17 protein-coding genes are annotated in these 18,372 nt (G+C 58.7%); 8 read left to right on the plus strand and 9 right to left on the minus strand.

From position 1 onward, the window contains the following. Positions 1-238: 238 nt before the first annotated feature. Together htpX and ROO76_18860 are read right to left on the minus strand one after the other, a co-directional pair. Positions 239-1,087 carry a zinc metalloprotease HtpX gene (gene htpX, locus ROO76_18855; GenBank protein ID MDT8070232.1) on the minus strand — a complete coding sequence of 283 codons (849 nt, stop codon included), beginning with the start codon at positions 1,085-1,087 and terminating at the stop codon, positions 239-241. A 199-nt stretch (positions 1,088-1,286) separates the two neighbouring features. Next, on the minus strand, positions 1,287-1,721 hold the full coding sequence (locus ROO76_18860) for a hypothetical protein (GenBank protein MDT8070233.1): 435 nt from the start codon (positions 1,719-1,721) through the stop codon (positions 1,287-1,289). Positions 1,722-1,986: 265 nt separating this feature from the next. Between ROO76_18860 and ROO76_18865 the strand changes: the two genes are divergently transcribed. Together ROO76_18865 and ROO76_18870 are read left to right on the plus strand one after the other, a co-directional pair. After that, positions 1,987-4,248: a DPP IV N-terminal domain-containing protein gene (locus ROO76_18865; protein ID MDT8070234.1), complete on the plus strand. Its 2,262-nt coding sequence runs from the start codon at positions 1,987-1,989 to the stop codon at positions 4,246-4,248. Positions 4,249-4,486: 238 nt separating this feature from the next. Then, complete coding sequence (locus tag ROO76_18870) at positions 4,487-5,596, plus strand: serine hydrolase domain-containing protein (GenBank protein MDT8070235.1); 1,110 nt, start codon at positions 4,487-4,489, stop codon at positions 5,594-5,596. Positions 5,597-5,663: 67 nt separating this feature from the next. On the opposite strand, the gene trpD is transcribed toward ROO76_18870, so the two are convergent. Beyond that, positions 5,664-6,713, minus strand: a complete 1,050-nt coding sequence (gene trpD / locus ROO76_18875) for an anthranilate phosphoribosyltransferase (protein ID MDT8070236.1) — start codon at positions 6,711-6,713, stop codon at positions 5,664-5,666. Positions 6,714-6,956: 243 nt separating this feature from the next. Between trpD and sucC the strand changes: the two genes are divergently transcribed. The 4 genes from sucC to ROO76_18895 all read left to right on the plus strand — a co-directional run bounded on the left by sucC (position 6,957) and on the right by ROO76_18895 (position 9,999). Further along, on the plus strand, positions 6,957-8,135 hold the full coding sequence (gene sucC, locus ROO76_18880) for an ADP-forming succinate--CoA ligase subunit beta (protein MDT8070237.1): 1,179 nt from the start codon (positions 6,957-6,959) through the stop codon (positions 8,133-8,135). Next, positions 8,135-9,013, plus strand: coding sequence for a succinate--CoA ligase subunit alpha (gene sucD, locus ROO76_18885; protein ID MDT8070238.1), 879 nt, complete (start codon positions 8,135-8,137; stop codon positions 9,011-9,013). The genes sucC and sucD overlap by 1 nt, the downstream gene beginning before the upstream one ends. A 224-nt stretch (positions 9,014-9,237) precedes the next feature. Continuing rightward, positions 9,238-9,654 carry a nucleoside-diphosphate kinase gene (ndk, locus tag ROO76_18890; GenBank protein MDT8070239.1) on the plus strand — a complete coding sequence of 139 codons (417 nt, stop codon included), beginning with the start codon at positions 9,238-9,240 and terminating at the stop codon, positions 9,652-9,654. Between the two features lie 156 nt (positions 9,655-9,810). Next, positions 9,811-9,999, plus strand: coding sequence for a 2-hydroxymuconate tautomerase (locus ROO76_18895; protein ID MDT8070240.1), 189 nt, complete (start codon positions 9,811-9,813; stop codon positions 9,997-9,999). A gap of 87 nt (positions 10,000-10,086) precedes the next feature. On the opposite strand, the gene ROO76_18900 is transcribed toward ROO76_18895, so the two are convergent. Both ROO76_18900 and ROO76_18905 read right to left on the minus strand, forming a co-directional pair. Beyond that, positions 10,087-10,371 carry a putative quinol monooxygenase gene (locus tag ROO76_18900; protein ID MDT8070241.1) on the minus strand — a complete coding sequence of 95 codons (285 nt, stop codon included), beginning with the start codon at positions 10,369-10,371 and terminating at the stop codon, positions 10,087-10,089. A 7-nt stretch (positions 10,372-10,378) separates the two neighbouring features. Beyond that, entirely contained in the window at positions 10,379-11,707 is a 1,329-nt protein-coding gene (locus ROO76_18905; protein MDT8070242.1) for an adenylosuccinate synthase, read from the minus strand. 265 nt (positions 11,708-11,972) lie between these two features. On the opposite strand from ROO76_18905, the gene ROO76_18910 reads away from it, so the two are divergent. After that, a complete protein-coding gene (locus tag ROO76_18910; protein ID MDT8070243.1) occupies positions 11,973-12,794 on the plus strand; it encodes a DNA-formamidopyrimidine glycosylase in 822 nt (273 codons plus the stop codon). Between the two features lie 150 nt (positions 12,795-12,944). Further along, positions 12,945-13,958, plus strand: a complete 1,014-nt coding sequence (locus tag ROO76_18915) for an ROK family protein (protein ID MDT8070244.1) — start codon at positions 12,945-12,947, stop codon at positions 13,956-13,958. 89 nt (positions 13,959-14,047) lie between these two features. Here the strand turns inward: ROO76_18915 and hisC are convergent, their stop codons facing one another. From hisC to scpB, 4 genes are all read right to left on the minus strand, one after another. Then, complete coding sequence (hisC, locus tag ROO76_18920) at positions 14,048-15,181, minus strand: histidinol-phosphate transaminase (protein MDT8070245.1); 1,134 nt, start codon at positions 15,179-15,181, stop codon at positions 14,048-14,050. Between the two features lie 6 nt (positions 15,182-15,187). Next, positions 15,188-16,636 carry a pseudouridine synthase gene (locus tag ROO76_18925; protein ID MDT8070246.1) on the minus strand — a complete coding sequence of 483 codons (1,449 nt, stop codon included), beginning with the start codon at positions 16,634-16,636 and terminating at the stop codon, positions 15,188-15,190. 173 nt (positions 16,637-16,809) lie between these two features. Beyond that, positions 16,810-17,217, minus strand: a complete 408-nt coding sequence (locus ROO76_18930) for a hypothetical protein (protein MDT8070247.1) — start codon at positions 17,215-17,217, stop codon at positions 16,810-16,812. Between the two features lie 219 nt (positions 17,218-17,436). Continuing rightward, complete coding sequence (gene scpB, locus ROO76_18935) at positions 17,437-18,360, minus strand: SMC-Scp complex subunit ScpB (GenBank protein MDT8070248.1); 924 nt, start codon at positions 18,358-18,360, stop codon at positions 17,437-17,439. Between the last annotated feature and the right edge of the window lie 12 nt (positions 18,361-18,372).

An 18,372-nucleotide genomic window follows, 5' to 3' on the forward strand; every position in this document is an offset into this window, starting at 1 on the left:
CGGAGAACGGAGAACTTCTTCTCAAGAATGTCCGATAACTAGCACCAGAATCGACATTTCTTGAGCGCAAATTCCTAAAAGCAAAGGAGATAACTGGATTTTTAGATTTAAGTTCTTCGCTCTCAGTCAGTTACCGGGAAAATTTCCGTAACTGTTGAAACCAAAGGGGACCAGGAATAGGGGGTGGGAGAACTGAGAACCGAGAACTGGGAACCGAGAACTGGGAACTGTTTTCCCATCAGTACTTGAAAGCCTGTCCCGCTTCCATCCCGGTCAGCCGAGCGATGCGCTCCGAGGTTGGCGGATGCGTGGAGAACAGGTTGCCGAAGTTCATGCCGAGCAGCGGCTTGATGATGTACAGGTGCGCGGTGCTGGGCGAGGCCGCCATGGGGACGCGCTGCGACCACTGTTCGAGTTTCTGCAGCGCGCTGGCGAGCGCGTGCGGATTGCCGGTGAAGTGCGCGCCGGTTTCGTCGGCGCCGTACTCACGCGAGCGCGAGATCGCCAACTGGATGAGCATGGCCGCGAACGGCGCGAGGATCATCATGGCAATGGCAGCGATGGGACTGCCACGACGCTCGTCGTCGCCGCCGCCGAACCAGAACGCCATGCGAGCGAGCATGGTGATGGCTCCGGCGATGGTGGCCGCGACTGAACTGATGAGGATGTCGCGGTTGCGCACGTGTCCGAGCTCGTGAGCGAGAACGCCTTCCATCTCGTCGTCATTCAGGATTTGAAGGATTCCCTGGGTGACGGCGACAGAAGCGTGCTGCGGGTTGCGACCTGTGGCGAATGCGTTCGGCGACTGCGTCGGAATGACGTAGAGCTTCGGCATCGGCAGGCCGGTCTTGGCGCAGAGGCGCTCGACGATCTCGTAGATGCGCGGGAGTTGTTCGCGCGTGACAGGCTTCGCGCCGGAACTCATGATCGCGATCTTGTCGGAGAAGAAATAAGAGACGAAGTTAAGCACGGCCGCGAAGACGAGCGCGATGACCATGCCGCGGTCTCCGCCGAGGATCTGTCCGATGAACAGCAGGAACAGAGTCAGGCCGGTTAGAAGCAAGAATGTCTTGAAGGCATTGCCCATACCTTGTAGATGCTAACCCAATGGCCGCGGTCGCGTAACACAAATCGGGTAGCGGCGATATTGCTGGCGAGTAATATACGACGACAAAACGGCGAAGGGAAAAACGGCAAAACGGAACTGCGGATTTCGCGGGCGGACACGGATTAAAGTCGAAACCCCACCCTGGCAACGAAGCCAGGATGGGGCACCCAAGTGTCGCTCAGGCGACGGTGCGTTCGCGCCAGGTTTCGGCCGGATGGCGTTTGCTGCTCGTGTAGTTGGTGAGGGCGGTGATCGCGGTTCCGGCGATTCCGGCGAGCAGAAAGAACTTTGCCTGGGGATCCTTGCGGAAGAACATCGCGCTGGGAATGGCAGTGGCGATGCCGGCGATCCCGGCGTCGATCTTGCCGTGAGTGTCGTAGTCGACGGTGTCGTAGATTCCGCCGTGGTAGTCGGTGAGCATGGACGTCACGGCGATTGTCGCTCCGCAGAGCATTGAGCCGATGGCGGCACGACGGTGGCGTTTCCAGAACAGCGCTCCGGCGGTGATGTAGGCTCCGGCCATGGCATAGTCGAGAATGGCGTGAGTTTTAGGCTCGATGGTTTCGGGCAGGCGATCAACGACGAGGGAAACGGCGGACTGAAGCAGCGACATTCTTCTTCTCCTTGGAAGGAAGATGCGGAGATGAGTCGGAGAGTTGGGAGGAGTCAGCGGTGGTAGAGGAATGCAGGTCCCTGGACTACGCTCCGCTCGGGATGACGAGTTCGTGAAGTGTGAGGTCGGGCGTGTTGCACCAGCAGAGTAGAATGGGCGGTCAGCAAATCCAGACATTATGGAGTTGTTCAGCATGGGTAAGTTGCCGTCGTACAGGTTTGTCTTCAGGTTTGCGTTCGTGGTTGCGTTTCTCTCGACTGCGTTGATGGTGGTGGCGCAGCAGCCCACAACGAAAGTCACAGCGGAAGATTATGCGCATGCGGAGAAGTTCATGCCGTATGAGACAGCGCCGCTGGTGTATGGGATCGTGCGGCCGACGTGGTTGCAGGATGACCGGTTCTGGTATCGGGAGAACACGCCGGAGGGGTTCCAGTTCGTGATCGTCGATGCGCAGGGAAAGAAGACGCCGGCGTTCGACCAGGCGAAGGTTGCGGCGGCGTTGTCGGAGGCTTCGGGAAAGACGCAGAACGCGGAGAAGTTGCCGATGGGTGAACTGGCGGAAGATGCGCAGTCGGTGACGTTTCGGGTGGGGCCGAAGAGCTACAGGTGTGACGTGCAGGGGACGAAGTGCGAGCCAGTGAACGCTGAGCAGATTCGGAACGAAGTCCTCTCGCCGGATAAGAAGCTGGCGGCGTTCATTCGCAACTGGAACTTGTGGGTGCGGGATGCGGCGACAGGTAAAGAAACGCAGCTTACGACGGATGGTGTGACGGATTTCGGCTACGCGACGGACAACGCGGGATGGATTCGAAGCGACAGGCCGATCGTGGTGTGGTCGCCGGATTCGAAGAAGATTGCGACGTTCCAGCAGGACCAGCGCAAAGATGGCGAGATGTACCTGGTGAGCACGACGGTGGGGCATCCGAAGCTGGACGCGTGGAAGTATCCGCTGCCGGGGGACAAGGATGTGACGATGATCGAGCGGGTAATCATCGATGTGAATCCGGCGAAGGTGGTGCGGTTGCAGATGCCGCCGGACCAGCATCGCGGGACGCTGTGCGACCACCTGATCTGTCGCGGGTCGAAGTGGGAGGATGTGCAGTGGAGTCCGGACTCGAAGACGATTGCATTCGTTTCGACGTCGCGCGACCACAAGCAGGAGAATCTGCGAATCGCGGACGCGGCGACGGGGAAGGTGCGCGACGTGTACGAAGAGACGTCTCCGACGTATTTCGAGTCGGGCAATGGCGCGGTGAACTGGCGGTACCTGCCGGAGTCGAATGAGTTCATCTGGTACTCGGAGCGAGACAACTGGGGTCAGCTTTATCTGTACGATCTGAACGGCAAGTTGAAGAACCAGATCACGACGGGCGAGGGACAGGCAGCGCAGGTGCTGCGAGTGGATGAGAAGAACCGGGAGATTTATTACCTCGGCCTCGGAAAGCAAAAAGGGGTGAACCCATATTTCCCGCAGTTGTACCGCATCGGGTTCGATGGGAAGAATCAGAAGCTGCTGACGCCGGAGAACGCGAACCACGATGTAGTGATGTCGAAGTCAGGGAAGTATTTCGCCGACACGTATTCAAAGCCGGATGTGCCGCAGGTGACGTTGCTGCGCGACGAGGATGGGAAGACGATCGCGACGGTCGAGAAGGCGGATATTTCGAAGCTGGTGGCGACGGGGTGGAAGCCGCCGACCCCGATCACGGTGAAGGCGCGCGATGGCGTGACCGACCTATATGGATTGATGTTCCAGCCGACAAAGCTCGATCCGAATAAGAAATATCCGATCATCAATCACATTTATCCGGGGCCGCAGGGCGGCAGCGTGGGGACGCGGGCATTTGTTCCGGCGCGAGGCGACTGCCAGGCGCTGGCGGAATTGGGATTCATCGTGATCGAGGTGGATGGGATGGGGAATCCGGGGCGGTCGAAGAAGTTCCATGACTTCTATTACGAGAACATGGGCGACAACACGCTTCCGGACCAGATTGCGGCGATGAAACAACTGGCGGCGAAGTATCCGTACATCGATCTCGAGCGCGCGGGAATTTATGGGCACTCGGGCGGTGGGTTCGCAACAGCGGACGCGATGTTCCGGTATCCGGATTTCTTCAAGGTAGGAATTTCGGAGGCGGGGAATCATGACAATCGCGTGTACGAGGACGACTGGGCGGAGAAGTGGCAGGGGCTACTGAAGAAGAATCCGGATGGCACGACCAATTACGACAACCAGGCGAACGAAGATATCGCGAAGAACCTGAAAGGGCATCTGCTGCTGGCGCACGGAACAGGGGACACGAACGTTCCGCCGAACAACACCCTGCTGGTGGTTGATGCGCTGATCAAGGCCAACAAGGATTTCGACTTGATCATGCTGCCGAACCGGAATCATGGGTTCGGCAATGAAGCGTACATGGTTCGGCGGCGTTGGGATTATTTCGTGAGGTGGCTGGCGGGCGAGGAGCCTCCGCACGAGTACCAGATGCATACGCCGGCGGACCCGAGAGCGGCGATGGGGTTCTGAAGGCATGAACAGACCCACGTCTGCTGACTGCGGCAGACGTGGGGCACGGAAGTCAGGGAAGCAACGGCAAAGGTAAAAACGGCAAAACTGAAAAGCAACCGAAGAACCGAAGATCGGGGAAACCGAAGAGCTGAAATCGGAGGATCGGATCATCGGAAGATCGGAAGAACAATACGGAACGAAACGTTCAGCCCCGGTGTCTGTGACAGCGGGGCATTCCTTTTTATCGGGGAGAACAATGAAAAGGCAATTAGGTCGGTTGATAGTGACGTTGATTGTCCTGTCGACGTGTGCATTGGGGCAGGTGAGCAAGGAGCAGATTGATGCGATTTTTCGACCGCTTGTGAAAGATCAGGGGCCGGGGATGGCGGTTGGGGTGATTCGGGATGGAAAACTGGTTTTTGCCAAGGGGTATGGGGTGGCAGACCTGGAGAAAGGGACGCGGATCACGCCGGATACGGATTTCCGGCTGGCGTCGGTGACGAAACAGTTCACGGCGATGGCGATCATGCTGCTGGTGCACGATGGCAAGCTGCAGTACGACGAGACGCTGACGAAGATATTTTCAGAGTTTCCGCAGTATGGGCGTGACATCACGATTCGCGAGTTGTTGAACCACACTTCGGGGCTGAAGGATTATGGCGAGATTTATCTGAAGCAAATGGGAGAAAACACTCCGATGGATCAGGTTCCGCAGCTGCTCGACAAAGACGTGCTGAAGATTATGGAGCAGCAAACCGGGACGAGTTTTCCGCCGGGAACGAAGTGGGAGTACAGCAATTCCGGGTACGCGGTGCTCGCGATGGTAATAGAGAAGGTTTCGGGGCAGCCTTACGAGGATTTTGTGCGTGAGCGGATTTTCAAGCCGCTGGGGATGAAGAAGACGGTCGCGTTCGTGAATGGCGTGAACGAGGTCCCGAACCGTGCGTTTGGATACAACAAGGACAAAGCTACGGGGAAATTCGCGCTTGGCGATCAGAGTCCGACCTCGGCGGTGCTGGGGGATGGTGGGATCTACACGTCGATTAGAGAAATGGCGAAGTGGGATAAGGGGCTTCGCGAGCACAAGCTGCTGAGCGAAGCGGAGATGCGCGAGGCACTGACGCCGGTGGCGGTCGCGGAAGGACGGAAACGAAAAGACGAGACGATGCTTGAGTACGGGTTCGGGTGGTTTTTGGATCCGTATAAAAGGCACGAGCGGCAGTATCACGATGGTGGGACGACGGGGTTTCGGACGACTATTCAGCGGTTTCCGAAAGACGGGCTGACGGTGATTGTGCTGGCGAATCGGACGGACCTGGATCCGGATGCGGAGGCGTTGAAGGTAGCGGATTTGTATCTGAAGTAGAGGACTTCACGGCTAAGACCCTCCTTGCGAGGTCCCCGAAGGCAGGTCTGAAGGTCTGGTCCACCCATTATTTCTGGCTTGTGAAGGCTACGAGAGCCTCGAGCTTTTCGCGGGCGGCGCCGGATTTGATGGATTCGGTGGCTAGGGGAACGCCTTCTGCGATGGTATTGGCTTTGCCAGCAGAGACGAGCGAGGCGGCGGCGTTGAGCAGGACGATATCGCGGCGGGGGGATGCGGCGCCGGCGAGGATTTCGCGGATGATGACGGCGTTGGTGGCGGCGTCTCCGCCGGAGATGGCGGAGAGCGGTGCGCGGCAGAGTCCGAATTCTTCGGGAGTGACTTCGTAGACGCGTACGCGGCCGTCACGAAGCTCAGCGATCTTTGTCGGGCCGGAGATGGTGATTTCGTCGAGGCCGTCTTCGCCGTGAACCACGAGGGCGCGTTCAAGGCCGAGTTCGGCGAGCGCTTGTGCGAGTTTTTCCACGAGAGATTCGGAGTAGACCCCGACGACCTGCGCGGAGGCGTTGGCGGGATTGGTAAGCGGGCCGAGCAGGTTGAAGACGGTTCGCAGGCGGAGTTCGCGGCGCGCTGGTTGGACGTACTTCATGGCAGCGTGCATGGCCGGGGCGAAGAGAAAAGCGATGCCGATTTTCTCGAGGCAGGCGGCGACGCGCGGGATCGGGATGTCGAGCCGGACGCCGAGGGCTTCGATGACGTCGGCGGAACCGCACTGAGAGGTGACGCTGCGATTTCCGTGCTTGGCGACGCGAACACCGGCGCCGGCCACCACGAGCGCTGTCGCGGTGGAAACGTTGAAGGTGCCGCTGGCGTCTCCGCCGGTGCCGCAGGTGTCGATGAGGGCGTCGCGTTCGGTGCCGCTGACGTCGAGAGCGTGATCCTTATATAAAGGCAACGGCGTTGCGGCGGCGCGAATTGCCTGCGCGAAGCCGACGATCTCTTCCACGGTTTCACCCTTCATGCTGAGTGCGACGAGAAAGGCGCCGATCTGGGCGTCGGTGGCCTCGCCGCGGAGAATGGAACCCATCACATCGCGGGCTTCCTCGCGGGTGAGATTCGCGCGGCGGGTGACGAGTTTGTGGAGAGTCTCGGGAAGCATGAGACTTCATGATAAACGGCAAAGCGGCAAAGGGAAAAACGGCAAAACTGAACCGCGGATTTAGGGGGAGTCGCGCGGATAATGCCAGATTTCTGAGAGGCAGCACACTTTAGTCGTCTCGATTCGTTGCCCGTTGTGCGCTCCGGCATATAGAATCAAATGTTTTCCTACTGCGGTCAGAACGAACAGGGAACAGTACCGGTTCTTTCAACACAATGGGACCGGAGAATCCGAGCACAATTTATGAAGATTCATGAGTACCAGGCAAAAGCCATTCTGTCGAAATATGGCGTAGCGGTTCCTCGCGGTGAAATGGTTGTGACGCGCGAGGAAGCTGAACGCGTAGCGAAGGACCTGATCAGCGGCGGCGCGAGCGGCGCGGTGGTAAAGGCGCAGATTCATGCCGGCGGGCGCGGCAAGGGCGGCGGTGTGAAGATTGCGAAGAGCCCGGAAGAGGCCGGCGCCCTGGCCGAGAAGATGCTCGGGATGACGCTGGTGACGCACCAGACGGGGCCCGAGGGTAAGAAAGTTCAGCGGCTGCTGATTGAAGAGACGCTGCCGATCGCAAAGGAGCTGTATCTGGGTATCCTGCTCGATCGCGCGGTGTCGCGGCCGGTGTTCATGGCGTCTGCGGCGGGCGGAATGGAGATCGAACAGGTCGCGGCGGAGAACCCTGACGCGATCATCAAGGAGTACATCGATCCGGCGATCGGCTTCCAGGCGTTCCAGGCAAGAAAGATCGCGTTCCGGTTGGGGCTTGACGCAAAGTTCATCGGGCCGGCAGTTAAGTTCATGCTGGCGCTATACAAAGCGTACGAAGATACGGATTCGTCGCTGTTCGAGATCAATCCTTTCATTACGACGACCGATGGGCGAGTGTTTGCGCTGGATGCGAAGGTGAACTTCGACGACAACGCGCTGTTCCGGCATTCGGACTTGCGCGACCTGCGGGACCTGACGGAAGAGGCTCCGCTTGAGGTTGAGGCGAGTAAGTACGGGCTCAACTACATCAAACTGGATGGCAACGTCGGTTGCATGGTGAATGGCGCGGGCCTGGCGATGGCGACGATGGACATCATAAAGTTTGCGGGCGGTATGCCGGCGAACTTCCTCGATGTCGGCGGCGGCGCGAATGCCGACCAGGTGACGCATGCGTTTGAGATCCTGCTGAGCGACAAGAACGTGAAAGCGGTGCTGATCAATATTTTCGGAGGCATCCTTCGTGTAGACACGCTGGCGACGGGCGTGGTACAGGCGGCGCGGCAGACGAATATCCAGTTGCCGATCGTGCTGCGGCTCGAGGGAACGAACGTAGAGAAGGGCCGCGAAATTCTGAAAGAGAGCGGATTGAACTTCATCGTTGCAGAGACGATGAAAGATGCAGCCGAGAAAGTGGTTGCTGCTGCAGGCGGGAGGAAATAATGAGCGTACTGGTAGATAAAAGTACTCGGCTGATTGTGCAGGGACTGACCGGCAAAGAAGGTACGTTCCACGCGAAAGCATGCGCGGAGTACGGAACGAAGGTTGTAGGCGGCGTGACTCCCGGGAAGGGCGGAACCACGCATGAGGGCTGGCCGATTTTCAATACGGTCGCCGATGCCGTAAAAGAGACGGGCGCGAATGCCAGCGTAATTTTTGTTCCGCCGCCGTTTGCCGCCGACGCCATCATGGAAGCCGTGGATGCAGAATTGCCAGTGGTGGTGTGCATCACGGAAGGCGTGCCGACGCGAGATATGGTGAGCGTTTGGCGCTACATGGAAGGCAAGAAGACGCGGCTGATCGGGCCGAATTGCCCGGGGATCATTTCGCCGGGGAAGTGCAAGATCGGGATCATGCCGGCGCGGATTCACAAGGAAGGGAACGTCGGAATCGTTTCGCGCTCTGGGACGCTGACGTATGAGGCCGTGCATCAGTTGACGCAGGCGGGCATCGGGCAGTCGACGGCGATTGGCATTGGCGGCGACCCGATCATCGGCACGAACTTCGTCGATGCGCTGCGGTTGTTCAATGAGGATCCGGAGACGGAAGCGATCATCATGATCGGCGAGATTGGCGGCAACGCCGAGGAGACAGCGGCGGAGTACGTGAAGAAGAACGTGCGGAAGCCGGTGGTCTCTTTCATCGCCGGGCAAACGGCGCCTCCGGGACGTCGCATGGGACACGCGGGCGCGATCATCTCGGGTGGGAAGGGAACGGCGGCAGAGAAGATCAAGGCTCTGGAAGCCGCAGGTATTGCGGTAGCGAAGTCGCCGGCGGTAATTGGCGAGACGCTGATGAACGCTATGGCGGCGAAGAAGTAGACGCTGGACAGTGATCGGGAAAAGACCCACATCTGCGAAAGACGCGCAGATGTGGGTCACCGAGAACGTTGCGTAGTACAGAGAGAATGCGGGTCGCCTCGAGTCCGCCGCGCAATAACTGCGCGGCTGCGCTCGGGATGACGGTGGCGAGAGTGCAGTACGGCACGACTGAAGTCGTGCCCAGATACGATTTCTCAGGAATGGAGAGAATTAGATTGAAGACATTGCAGAGAACGTTGGCAATCATTAAACCGGATGCGGTGGCGAAGCACGCGTCGGGAGACATCATCAAGGCGATCGAAGAGCATGGATTCCGGATCATTGGAATGAAGATGCTGCACCTGAAAAAGGCGCAGGCGGCGGGATTCTACGCTGTGCACGTGGGAAAGCCGTTTTTCGATTCGCTGGTGCAGTTCATGACGTCGGGGACGGTGATCGTGATGGCGCTGGAGAAGGAAAATGCCATTGCGGACTGGCGGAAGCTGATGGGCGCGACGAATCCGGAGAAGGCCGAGGAGGGCACGATTCGAAAAAAGCACGCGGAGAACATCGAGCGGAATGCGGTGCATGGTTCGGATGCGGAAGACACGGCGCGGTTTGAACTGAGCTTCTTCTTTGCGGGATATGAGTTAGCAAAGTAAAGGCTGTGCCGATGAATTCGTTCGAACCGTTTCACCACAGAGGCACAGAGAGACTGATTCATAAAGGCTCAGGACCTAAAGGTTTTGATTTTGATGCCTAGTTGCTCTGTGGCCCTGTGGTGAATCGGCTTTATTTTTGGTAAGAAGGGAACGGTCATGCCATTAGTTCAAGTGACGATGTTGCAGGGGCGGACGGTGGAGCAGAAGAGGAACATCGCGGCGCGCATTACGGATGCCATGGTGGAAGAGGCTGGAGCGCGGCGAGAGGGAATTGTCGTGACCTTCGTGGAGGTTTCGCGCGAGAGCTATGCCAGTGGCGGAGTGCTGATGGTGGATAAAACTTAGGTACGAGGTTCGAGGTACGAGGCAAAACAGAAGGCGCGAGTGATCGCGCCTTTCGTAACGCAAAACGGCAAAGGGATGAGCCGAAAGCTAGACGACGTTGTACAACTCGCCCTCTATGCGTTTTGCGATTTCGGGCAGGACTTGCATGCCGAAGGTTTGGAAGTGCGGTGATTCGCGGTGGGCCTGCAGGGCCGCGTCGTTTTCGTACTGTTCATACAAAAAGAAGCGGCGGCGGTTGTCGCGGTGCTGATGCACCAGGTAGAGACGGCAGCCGGGTTCCTTGCGCGAAGCCTCGGCGAGCTTCTGGAATGTTTCTTTCACCTTGTCTTCTTCGCCAATGTTGGCCAGCCACTGTACTGTCAGAACGATCATCCTCACCTCACACTGATTTTTGGCGCGCCTGGGCGAGCAGCGCGGAAAACTCTTCAATGAATATCGTCTGTTCGCGATCGGGCCCGGTGGAGACCATACCGATTTTTGCGCCGGATTCCTTCTGCACGAATTCGAGGTACTCTTTCGCCCTTTGCGGGAGTTTTTCGTATTCGGTGGTGCCGGCGGTTGCGGTCTTCCATCCAGGGAATTTCTCGTAAATTGGCTCGATTTTTGCGTAGCCTGCGTCCTGCGGTGGAATCTCTTCCGATTTCTTGCCGTTGATCTTATATCCAACGCAGATTGGGATTTCGGCGAGTTCATCGAGCACGTCGAGTTTGGTAACGACGAGCCAGCCAGTGCCGTTGATCATGTTGGAGTAGCGGAGTAGCGGCAGGTCAATCCACCCGGTGCGGCGCGGGCGTCCGGTGACGGCGCCGTATTCGTTGCCCTTGGCGCGAATGGCTTCGCCAAGCGAGTCGTGGAGTTCAGTTGGGAAGGGTCCGCTGCCGACGCGGGTGCAATATGCCTTGGTGACGCCAATGACGAGTCCGATGGAAGTTGGCGGGACGCCGGTCCCGATCACCGCCCCGCCAGAGGTGGCGCTGGACGAGGTGACGAACGGATAGGTTCCGTGATCGATGTCGAGCATGGTGCCCTGGGCGCCTTCGAACATGACCGAGTCGCCGTTGCGGATGGACTTGTTCAGCAGAAGGGCGGTGTCGGCGACGTATGGCGCAACCTCGTCGGCAATCTTTGCGTATTCCTCGTACATCTTGTCGGCGTCGAGAGGTTCGGCATTGAAGAGCGCGTGAACGATGGTGTTTTTCTCGCGGACGGCGTTTGCGATGTGCGTCTTGAGCAACTGCTTGTCGAGCAGGTCGGCGACACGAAGGCCACGGCGGCCCATCTTGTCTTCGTAGGCGGGGCCGATGCCGCGCGAAGTGGTGCCGATCTTGACGCGACCGGGAGCGTTCTCGGCGGCGAGTTCGATCATCCGGTGGTAGGGGAGGATGACGTGGGCGCGGTTGGAGAGGAAGAGGTTGCCGTCCACCCGGATGCCGGCTTCGCGCAGGGCGCGAACTTCTTTCATGAGGGCGAAGGGATCGAGGACGACGCCGTTGCCGATGACGGCTTTGCAACCTTCGCGCAGGATGCCACAGGGAGTGAGTTGGAGGATGAACTTCTTGCCGCGAATAGTGACGGTATGTCCGGCGTTGTGACCGCCTGCGTAGCGCGCCACGACGCGGAAGTTATCCGAGAGGACGTCGACGATTTTGCCTTTACCTTCGTCTCCCCACTGAGCGCCAACCACCACTGCTGTTCTGCCTAGTTTCACGCGTGACTCCGCACACGACAGCCCGCGATGGGCTATCAGATTCGCACACAGAACCAGTTCTACTGGATTGAAAAAGGAAAGCGCTGGACAGGCTGTGTACGGATAATTCTAACGTGAAGAGAGGGTGGAGAACAACTGATTGACGATAGACGATTTTCGCATCGATCGATTGAAGGCCAAAAGCCGATCGTTCTCAGTTCTCCGTTGCGACGGCGGGGGCCTAGCTGTCGTAGGATGCCACAAACGTCCGATAGAATATATCCCCATGCCTGAACTTCCTGAAGTGGAAACCATTGCGAATGGGCTGAATAAGCGGGTTGCGGGAGACGTGATCGAGTCGGTGTGGATTGGGTCGCGGACGCAGCCGCTGAAGTCTTCGGCGCAGGAGATTGCGCGGGTGCTGGAGGGCGCACGTCTGGAGCGGGTGCGGCGTGTGGGGAAGCACATTGTCGCCGATCTCACGGAAACGAAGCGCAATCACAAGCCCCGGGCGCAGTGGGTGATTCATCTTGGAATGACGGGGCAGATGCTGGTCGCGCAGCCTGAAAGCGAGATCCAGAAGCATACGCACTTGATTGCCAAGCTTTCGTCAGGGAAAGAGTTGCGGTTCGTCGATCCGCGGATGTTTGGGAAATTACAGGTGGTTCCGGCGGCAAGTTTCAAGGCGCGGGGGGCGGAGCCGATCAATGCGGACCGCGAGCACTTTGCGAAGCTGTTCAAGGGACGGAAGACGCCGATCAAGTCGGCGCTGCTGAACCAGGCGTTGCTGAGCGGGATTGGAAATATTTATGCGGATGAATCGCTGTTTCGGGCGGGGATTCGTCCGCGGAGGCGCACGGCTTCGCTGACGAAGAAAGAGTTGGAGCGACTGTACGACGCGATTCAGGAAGTCCTGGCGGAGGCGATTGCAGCTGGTGGATCGTCGGTATCGGATTATGTCGATGCCGATGGGGAAGAGGGCTTTTTCCAGTTGCAGCATCGAGTGTATCAACGCGAAGGAAAGCCGTGCTTAACGTGCAAGTCGCCGATCAAGCGGATCGTGATGGGGGGGAGAAGTAGTCATTATTGTCCGAAGTGCCAGAAGTAGGTGCAAGGTTCAAGGCACAAGGCGCAAGAAAAGATCAAACTTGAGTTTCTTGCAACTTGAGCCTTGTACTTTGAACCACTTCTTGTCACTAGCAACTCATCCGATACAATGTTTCCGCCTTGTATTGAGAAGAAATCTCAGAGAGACCTTATGCCATCGTTTGCGATTGGAGTGGATCTTGGCGGCACGAATCTTCGGATTGCCGCCGTGGACGAAAACGGGAAGTTACTGGAGAAGGTGACGACTGGGACGCAGGTTTCGCGTGGGCGAGACTTTGTTATCGACGAGATGACAGATGCGATTCAAAGCGTTGTGTCCAAGCACCGTGACAAGGGTGAACTGCTCGGGATTGGGATTGGGATTCCCGGGGCGATCGATCTCGACACCGGAATGATCTACAAGTCACCGAACTTACCGGGTTGGGATAACTACCCGGTGCGCGACGAGATCGAGCGGCGGCTGAGTGCGAAAGTGATTCTGGAAAATGACGCCAATGCGGCGGCGATGGGAGAAAAGTGGCTGGGTGCCGGGCGTGATTACCCGAGCATGTGCATGCTGACGCTCGGAACGGGCGTGGGCGGCGGAATTATAGTGAACAATCGTATTTGGCACGGCATGACGGGAATGGCCGGCGAAGTGGGACACATGAATGTGGAGCCGGAAGGGCATCCGTGTGGATGTTTGAGCCGCGGGTGCATCGAGCAGTATGCGTCGGCAACGGCGATTGTGCGTATGGCGAAGGAGGCGATTGCCAGCCTGAAGCCAGGAACGACGAGCATATTGCTGAGCGATATCGAGGCGGATAAGGAATTTAGTTCGCGCGTGGTGTACCAGGCGGCGGTGCAGGGAGATTCAGTGGCCCAGGATATTTACAGGCGTGTGGGGCGGGCCTTGGGGATCACTGTGGCCGACCTGGTGAATGCGTTCAACCTGAACATGTATGTGATTGGCGGTGGAGTGGCGAGCGCGTGGGACGCTTTCGCGCCGACCATGCTGGAAGAGGTGAAAGCGCGTTCATTTGTGTATCGCGCGACTGCTCCGGACGCGAAAGGTGGGATTACAAAGAAGACAACGATCATTACGCGGGCGCTGATGGGGAGCGACGCGGGGTTGTTCGGGGCGGCAAGGCTGCCGATGCTGGAAGATGAAACGGTTCTGAAGTAGGAGGGAAGAGGACAAAGGGCGAGGCGGAAATCGAAAAAAACAAAAAGGGCTGAGCAGCCGAACTGTTCTGCCCTTTTCCCTTTGTCCGTTTACTTCGTGACGGTAGTTCCCGCGGTGATTCGCTTCAGGGCGTTCGCGAGTTTCTCGTTCTGCTCTGGCGTTCCGATAGTGATGCGGATGGCGGTGCGCCAACCCCAGGATCCGGTAAGCGGGCGCACAATGATCCCCTCGTTCTGCAAACGCTTTGAAACGGCGCTGGCGTCCTCGTGCATTTCACAACAAATAAAGTTGGCCCAAGTCTCGATGGGCTGATAGCCGAGTTCACGCAGGACCGAGGTGATGTATTTCGCGCCGGCGCGATTATTCTCAACTGCTTTCTTGATGTGAGCGGAGTCGTCAATTGCTGCGAGCGCGCCGGCTTCACCGACGGAGTTTACGGCGAACGCGGTCTTCAGGCGCGCGGTGTAACCGAGAAGTTCCGCCGGGCCGAGGCCGTAACCGACGCGGACGCCGGCGAGACCATGCGCCTTCGAAAAGGTGCGCAGGACGACAACGTTGCGGCCCTGCTTCACGTAGTCGAGTGAATGCGAGTAGGGGATACCGCGGAGCCTGGCGAAGTCGGTGGCGAAATCGCAATAGGCTTCGTCGAGAGCTACGACGACGTGGTCGGGGATGCGGGCGAGAAAGGCGTCGAGTGCATTCGCGTCGACTACGGTGCCGGTTGGATTATTCGGGTTCGCGAGGAAGATGAGACGCGTGTTTTCGTCGATGGCTTCGGAGATGGCGTCGAGGTCAAAGGCATCGTTGCGCATGGGCACGGTGCGGAACTCAGCGCCAGCGGCGACGGTGACGATGGGATAGACGATGAAGCTGCGTTCGCTGGTGATGGCGTTGAGGCCGGGGGCGAGAAGAGTGCGCGCGAGAAGGTCAAGCAGGTGGGTGGAACCGGCCGTGACGAGCACCTGCTCGGGCTGAAGACCGTGGACTTCGGCGAGGCGATTCTTCAGTGCAGTGTTGTCATTATCGGCATAAAGATTTGCGCCCTCGGCGGCGGCCTGCATGGCGTCGACGGCCTTGGGAGATGGTCCGAAAGGGTTTTCGTTGGAAGCGAGTTTGATCATCTTTACGCCGCTTTCCGCCTCGGCTTGCTTGATTGGTTTGCCCGGAACGTATGCGGGAAGCGCACGCACGCGCTCCGGGACGAGATTTTCGAACTTACCCATGCCTTGCTAATCTCCTGAGTTTCTAGGACCGCGCCGGCCACCCGGCCTGGGACTCTTGCCAAAACCACCAGAACGTTTTCCGAAACCACCGGGACGTTTATCGAAACCGCCCGGACGTTTGCCGAAGCGGCCTGGGCCCTTGCCTTCGGTGCGCGATCCGCCTTCACGGCGAGGACCGCGAGTAGAACCACCTTCGCGAGGAGGTCGAGTGAAGCCACCTTCGCGCTTGGGTCGACCTTCACGCCCATAACTGCCTTCGCGTTTCGATCCACCATCGCTACGGAAGCTGCCTTCGCGCCGGGGGCCTTTCGGGAAACGGACTTCTGATTTCTGGAAGCGATCTTCACGACGAGGGCTCTCGCGGTCACGACGGGGGCCGCGGTCGCGATCGAATCTGCCTTCCCGTTGTGGGCGGCCTTGGCGGGAAGGACGGTCTTCGCGAGGCGGACGATTTTCTCCGAATTGGCGACGTGGACGGGCTGCACCGAATTCTTTAGGCCGACGCTCATCGGCGCGCTCCTGATCTCGGCCGCGGAATTCTCGTTTGGGCGGGCGCTCGGGCCATTCGCGTCGCGGACGCAATTGCTTGCTCTTGCCGATCACGCGCTCGGCGAGTTTGCGGATGTCGCGGGGACCAAGTTCCTCCTCTTTGCGAGGAGGACGGATTTCCAGTGGTTTGCTGAGTGAGGCGCGGAGCTTTGAAACTTCCGGGGGAGTGAGCAGGCGCCATTGGCCCGGTTCGACATTGAGCGTCAGTGGGCCGTAGCGGACACGCTTGATCTTCTCGACGTGGTGTCCAATTTCTTCGAACATACGGCGGATCTGGCGGTTGCGGCCCTCCGTGAGTGTGATCTCATACCAGGGATTATTGCCTTCGCGGACAATGCCGACTTTTGATGGAAGCGTTGTGACAGCGAAGGAGCGGCGGCTCTCGCCTGGGCGGCGGCGGCCGCGGCCCTTGGTCATCGAAGGTTCGGCAGGGAGCTTGATGCCAGCGCGGAGCTTGTTGAGTTCTTCTTCGGACGGTTGGCCGCTGACCTTCACGAGATAGGTTTTCGGGACATGCGATGTCGGTGCCGTGAGGAGCTGCATCAGTTCGCCATCGTTGGTCAGGAGCAGCAAGCCCTCGGAATGGTAATCGAGACGACCGATGGGAAAGACGCGCTCGCGAACGTCGCGGACGAGGTCCATCACGGTGGGGCGGCCTTCGGGATCGCTGACGGTGGTCACGAACTCCCGGGGCTTGTAAAGCATGATGTAGACGTGCTGCTGCGGGGCTTGGACACGGGTTCCGTCGACACGAATGTCATCGGTCGCGAGGTCGGCTTTTGAGCCGAGAGTAGTGATGGTCTCGCCGTTGACGGAAATGCGTCCGCTGGTGATGAGCTCCTCAGCCTTGCGGCGGGATGCTATGCCAGCGGAGGCCAGGATCTTCTGCAGACGTTCTAAGGCCATAAGTCTTTTTAATCATACAGGAAGGCGGACGGCAAACGGCAAAACTACAAGGCAAAGGGCAGAGGACAAAGGGAAGAACGGGAAACCGCTAAGGACACTCAGGGGTGCTAAGAGAAAACGGAAGAGTGACCGCGGATCGGCGCGGCGGTACGCGGATTTTTCCTCCCGCAGGCTTAGAACTCGCTCACAACCTTCTGCAGTTCCTTGGCCAGTTCCTGGACGACTTCATTGAGTTCGAGGAGTTGGCCCTTTTTGAACTCGACCTGGTCGTTTTTGAGGTCGGCACGAATCGCTTCGCACATCTGAAAGGCGGCGCGGACACGTTCGCCAGCGAGGAGGGTGAGAACCTTCTTGGGGTCGCGATCGTTTGCGGTGGTTTCGATATACTGCTGCATCGCCCAGGCGGTGGTGCGGACGCGGTTCATGGTTTCGCGGAATTCGGAGAGGATGCGCGGATCGAATTGGACACCGGCAGTGAGCAGAGCTTCGAGAAGACGAAGCTCGTCGTTGAGGCCCTGAAGCTTCTGTGATGTCTCGGGGGGCTTCGGCGGTTTGGGAAACTCGGTAATTTTTGAGCTCACGAGGAACCTCTTGAAATTCGAACTTCAAGACGAATTTTAGCTGGTTAGGGAGCGGTAGTCGTGTACCGGTGGGGCCGAGACCTTTGTCATCGGGCGATTAGTGCCACAGGGTCATTGTGCCATCGAACTACAACGGAGTAACGCAAAGGCCGCGGAGGACGCGAAGGTAAACGACGAAATGACCAATGATTCCTCAAGGCCACGGGTAGAGGTCCATAATTACTCGGAAGTCATCGGAGATTCGGTCGTCGGAGCCACGCCTTCCGAGGCTTGTTCGGCGACGGGGACGCCGGCGTTGGCGGCTTCGGCGCCGGGTTCGAGGGTGGCGGGCTCGCCGCTGCCTTCGATGGGAGCCGATTCGGTTGCGGCCGGGGCGGCTTCGGGGGGAGATTGTGGGGTGAAGAGTTCGCCCTGGCCGTCGCTGGCGATCTTTTCGAACTCTTCCATGCTGGGCAGTTCGGAGACGTTGTCGAGTCCGAAGCGGAGCAGGAATTCCTTGGTCGTCTTGTAGAGGATAGGGCGTCCGATAACCTGCTTGCGACCGGCGGTGGTGATGAGTTTGCGGTCGAGCAGGGTACCGATCACGCCGGCGGATTCGACGCCGCGGATTTCGCTGATTTCGGGGACCGTGACTGGCTGCTTGTATGCGATCACGGCGAGGGTTTCGAGGGCGGCGAGCGAGAGGCGGACGGGCGGCTTAAGGCTCTTGGCGAAGGCACGCACAACGTCGTGGTGCTCAGGCTTCGTCGACATGCGATAGCCACCGGCGACCTGGCGGATTTCCATGCCGCGATCGGCTGCGTCGTACTCAGCGATGAGAGCGTCGATGATTTCGCGAACCTTCCCTTTCACCCGTTGGTCTTCGGTGGGTTCCTTCTTCTCGCGCCTTTTCTTGGCAGGTTCGGGGACGGGGACTTCAGCCGTGGCATCGGGTTCGACGCTCTCGGCCGGTTCTGGAGAAGACTCTTGTTCCCCGACGGGTTCAGCCGGGATTTCTTCTGTCGGTTCGGTGGCGCCGGTGCGTGCGGCTTCGGCAGCTTCTTCGGCCAGCACCATGTCTTTGACGAGCGCGGTGATGTCGGCGAGAGAGATGGGTTCCTCGGCCGCGTAGATGATTGCTTCGATCTTTGCCTTCAGTGACATTCGAGTGATGTA

This window comes from Terriglobia bacterium (genome assembly GCA_032252755.1).
Taxonomy (GTDB): Bacteria; Acidobacteriota; Terriglobia; order Terriglobales; family Acidobacteriaceae; genus JAVUPY01.

What these genes read in the sequence shown, in the direction of transcription:
- ROO76_18860 (MDT8070233.1), bottom strand. Translation starts at nt 1,721, where the DNA reads ATGTCGCTGCTTCAGTCCGCCGTTTCCCTCGTCGTTGATCGCCTGCCC.
- ROO76_18925 (MDT8070246.1), bottom strand. Translation starts at nt 16,636, where the DNA reads ATGGCCTTAGAACGTCTGCAGAAGATCCTGGCCTCCGCTGGCATAGCA.
- ROO76_18865 (MDT8070234.1), top strand. Translation starts at nt 1,987, where the DNA reads ATGGTGGTGGCGCAGCAGCCCACAACGAAAGTCACAGCGGAAGATTAT.
- trpD (MDT8070236.1), bottom strand. Translation starts at nt 6,713, where the DNA reads ATGCTTCCCGAGACTCTCCACAAACTCGTCACCCGCCGCGCGAATCTC.
- ROO76_18895 (MDT8070240.1), top strand. Translation starts at nt 9,811, where the DNA reads ATGCCATTAGTTCAAGTGACGATGTTGCAGGGGCGGACGGTGGAGCAG.
- ROO76_18910 (MDT8070243.1), top strand. Translation starts at nt 11,973, where the DNA reads ATGCCTGAACTTCCTGAAGTGGAAACCATTGCGAATGGGCTGAATAAG.
- ROO76_18870 (MDT8070235.1), top strand. Translation starts at nt 4,487, where the DNA reads ATGAAAAGGCAATTAGGTCGGTTGATAGTGACGTTGATTGTCCTGTCG.
- sucC (MDT8070237.1), top strand. Translation starts at nt 6,957, where the DNA reads ATGAAGATTCATGAGTACCAGGCAAAAGCCATTCTGTCGAAATATGGC.
- scpB (MDT8070248.1), bottom strand. Translation starts at nt 18,360, where the DNA reads ATGTCACTGAAGGCAAAGATCGAAGCAATCATCTACGCGGCCGAGGAA.
- hisC (MDT8070245.1), bottom strand. Translation starts at nt 15,181, where the DNA reads ATGGGTAAGTTCGAAAATCTCGTCCCGGAGCGCGTGCGTGCGCTTCCC.
- htpX (MDT8070232.1), bottom strand. Translation starts at nt 1,087, where the DNA reads ATGGGCAATGCCTTCAAGACATTCTTGCTTCTAACCGGCCTGACTCTG.
- ROO76_18915 (MDT8070244.1), top strand. Translation starts at nt 12,945, where the DNA reads ATGCCATCGTTTGCGATTGGAGTGGATCTTGGCGGCACGAATCTTCGG.
- ROO76_18900 (MDT8070241.1), bottom strand. Translation starts at nt 10,371, where the DNA reads ATGATCGTTCTGACAGTACAGTGGCTGGCCAACATTGGCGAAGAAGAC.
- sucD (MDT8070238.1), top strand. Translation starts at nt 8,135, where the DNA reads ATGAGCGTACTGGTAGATAAAAGTACTCGGCTGATTGTGCAGGGACTG.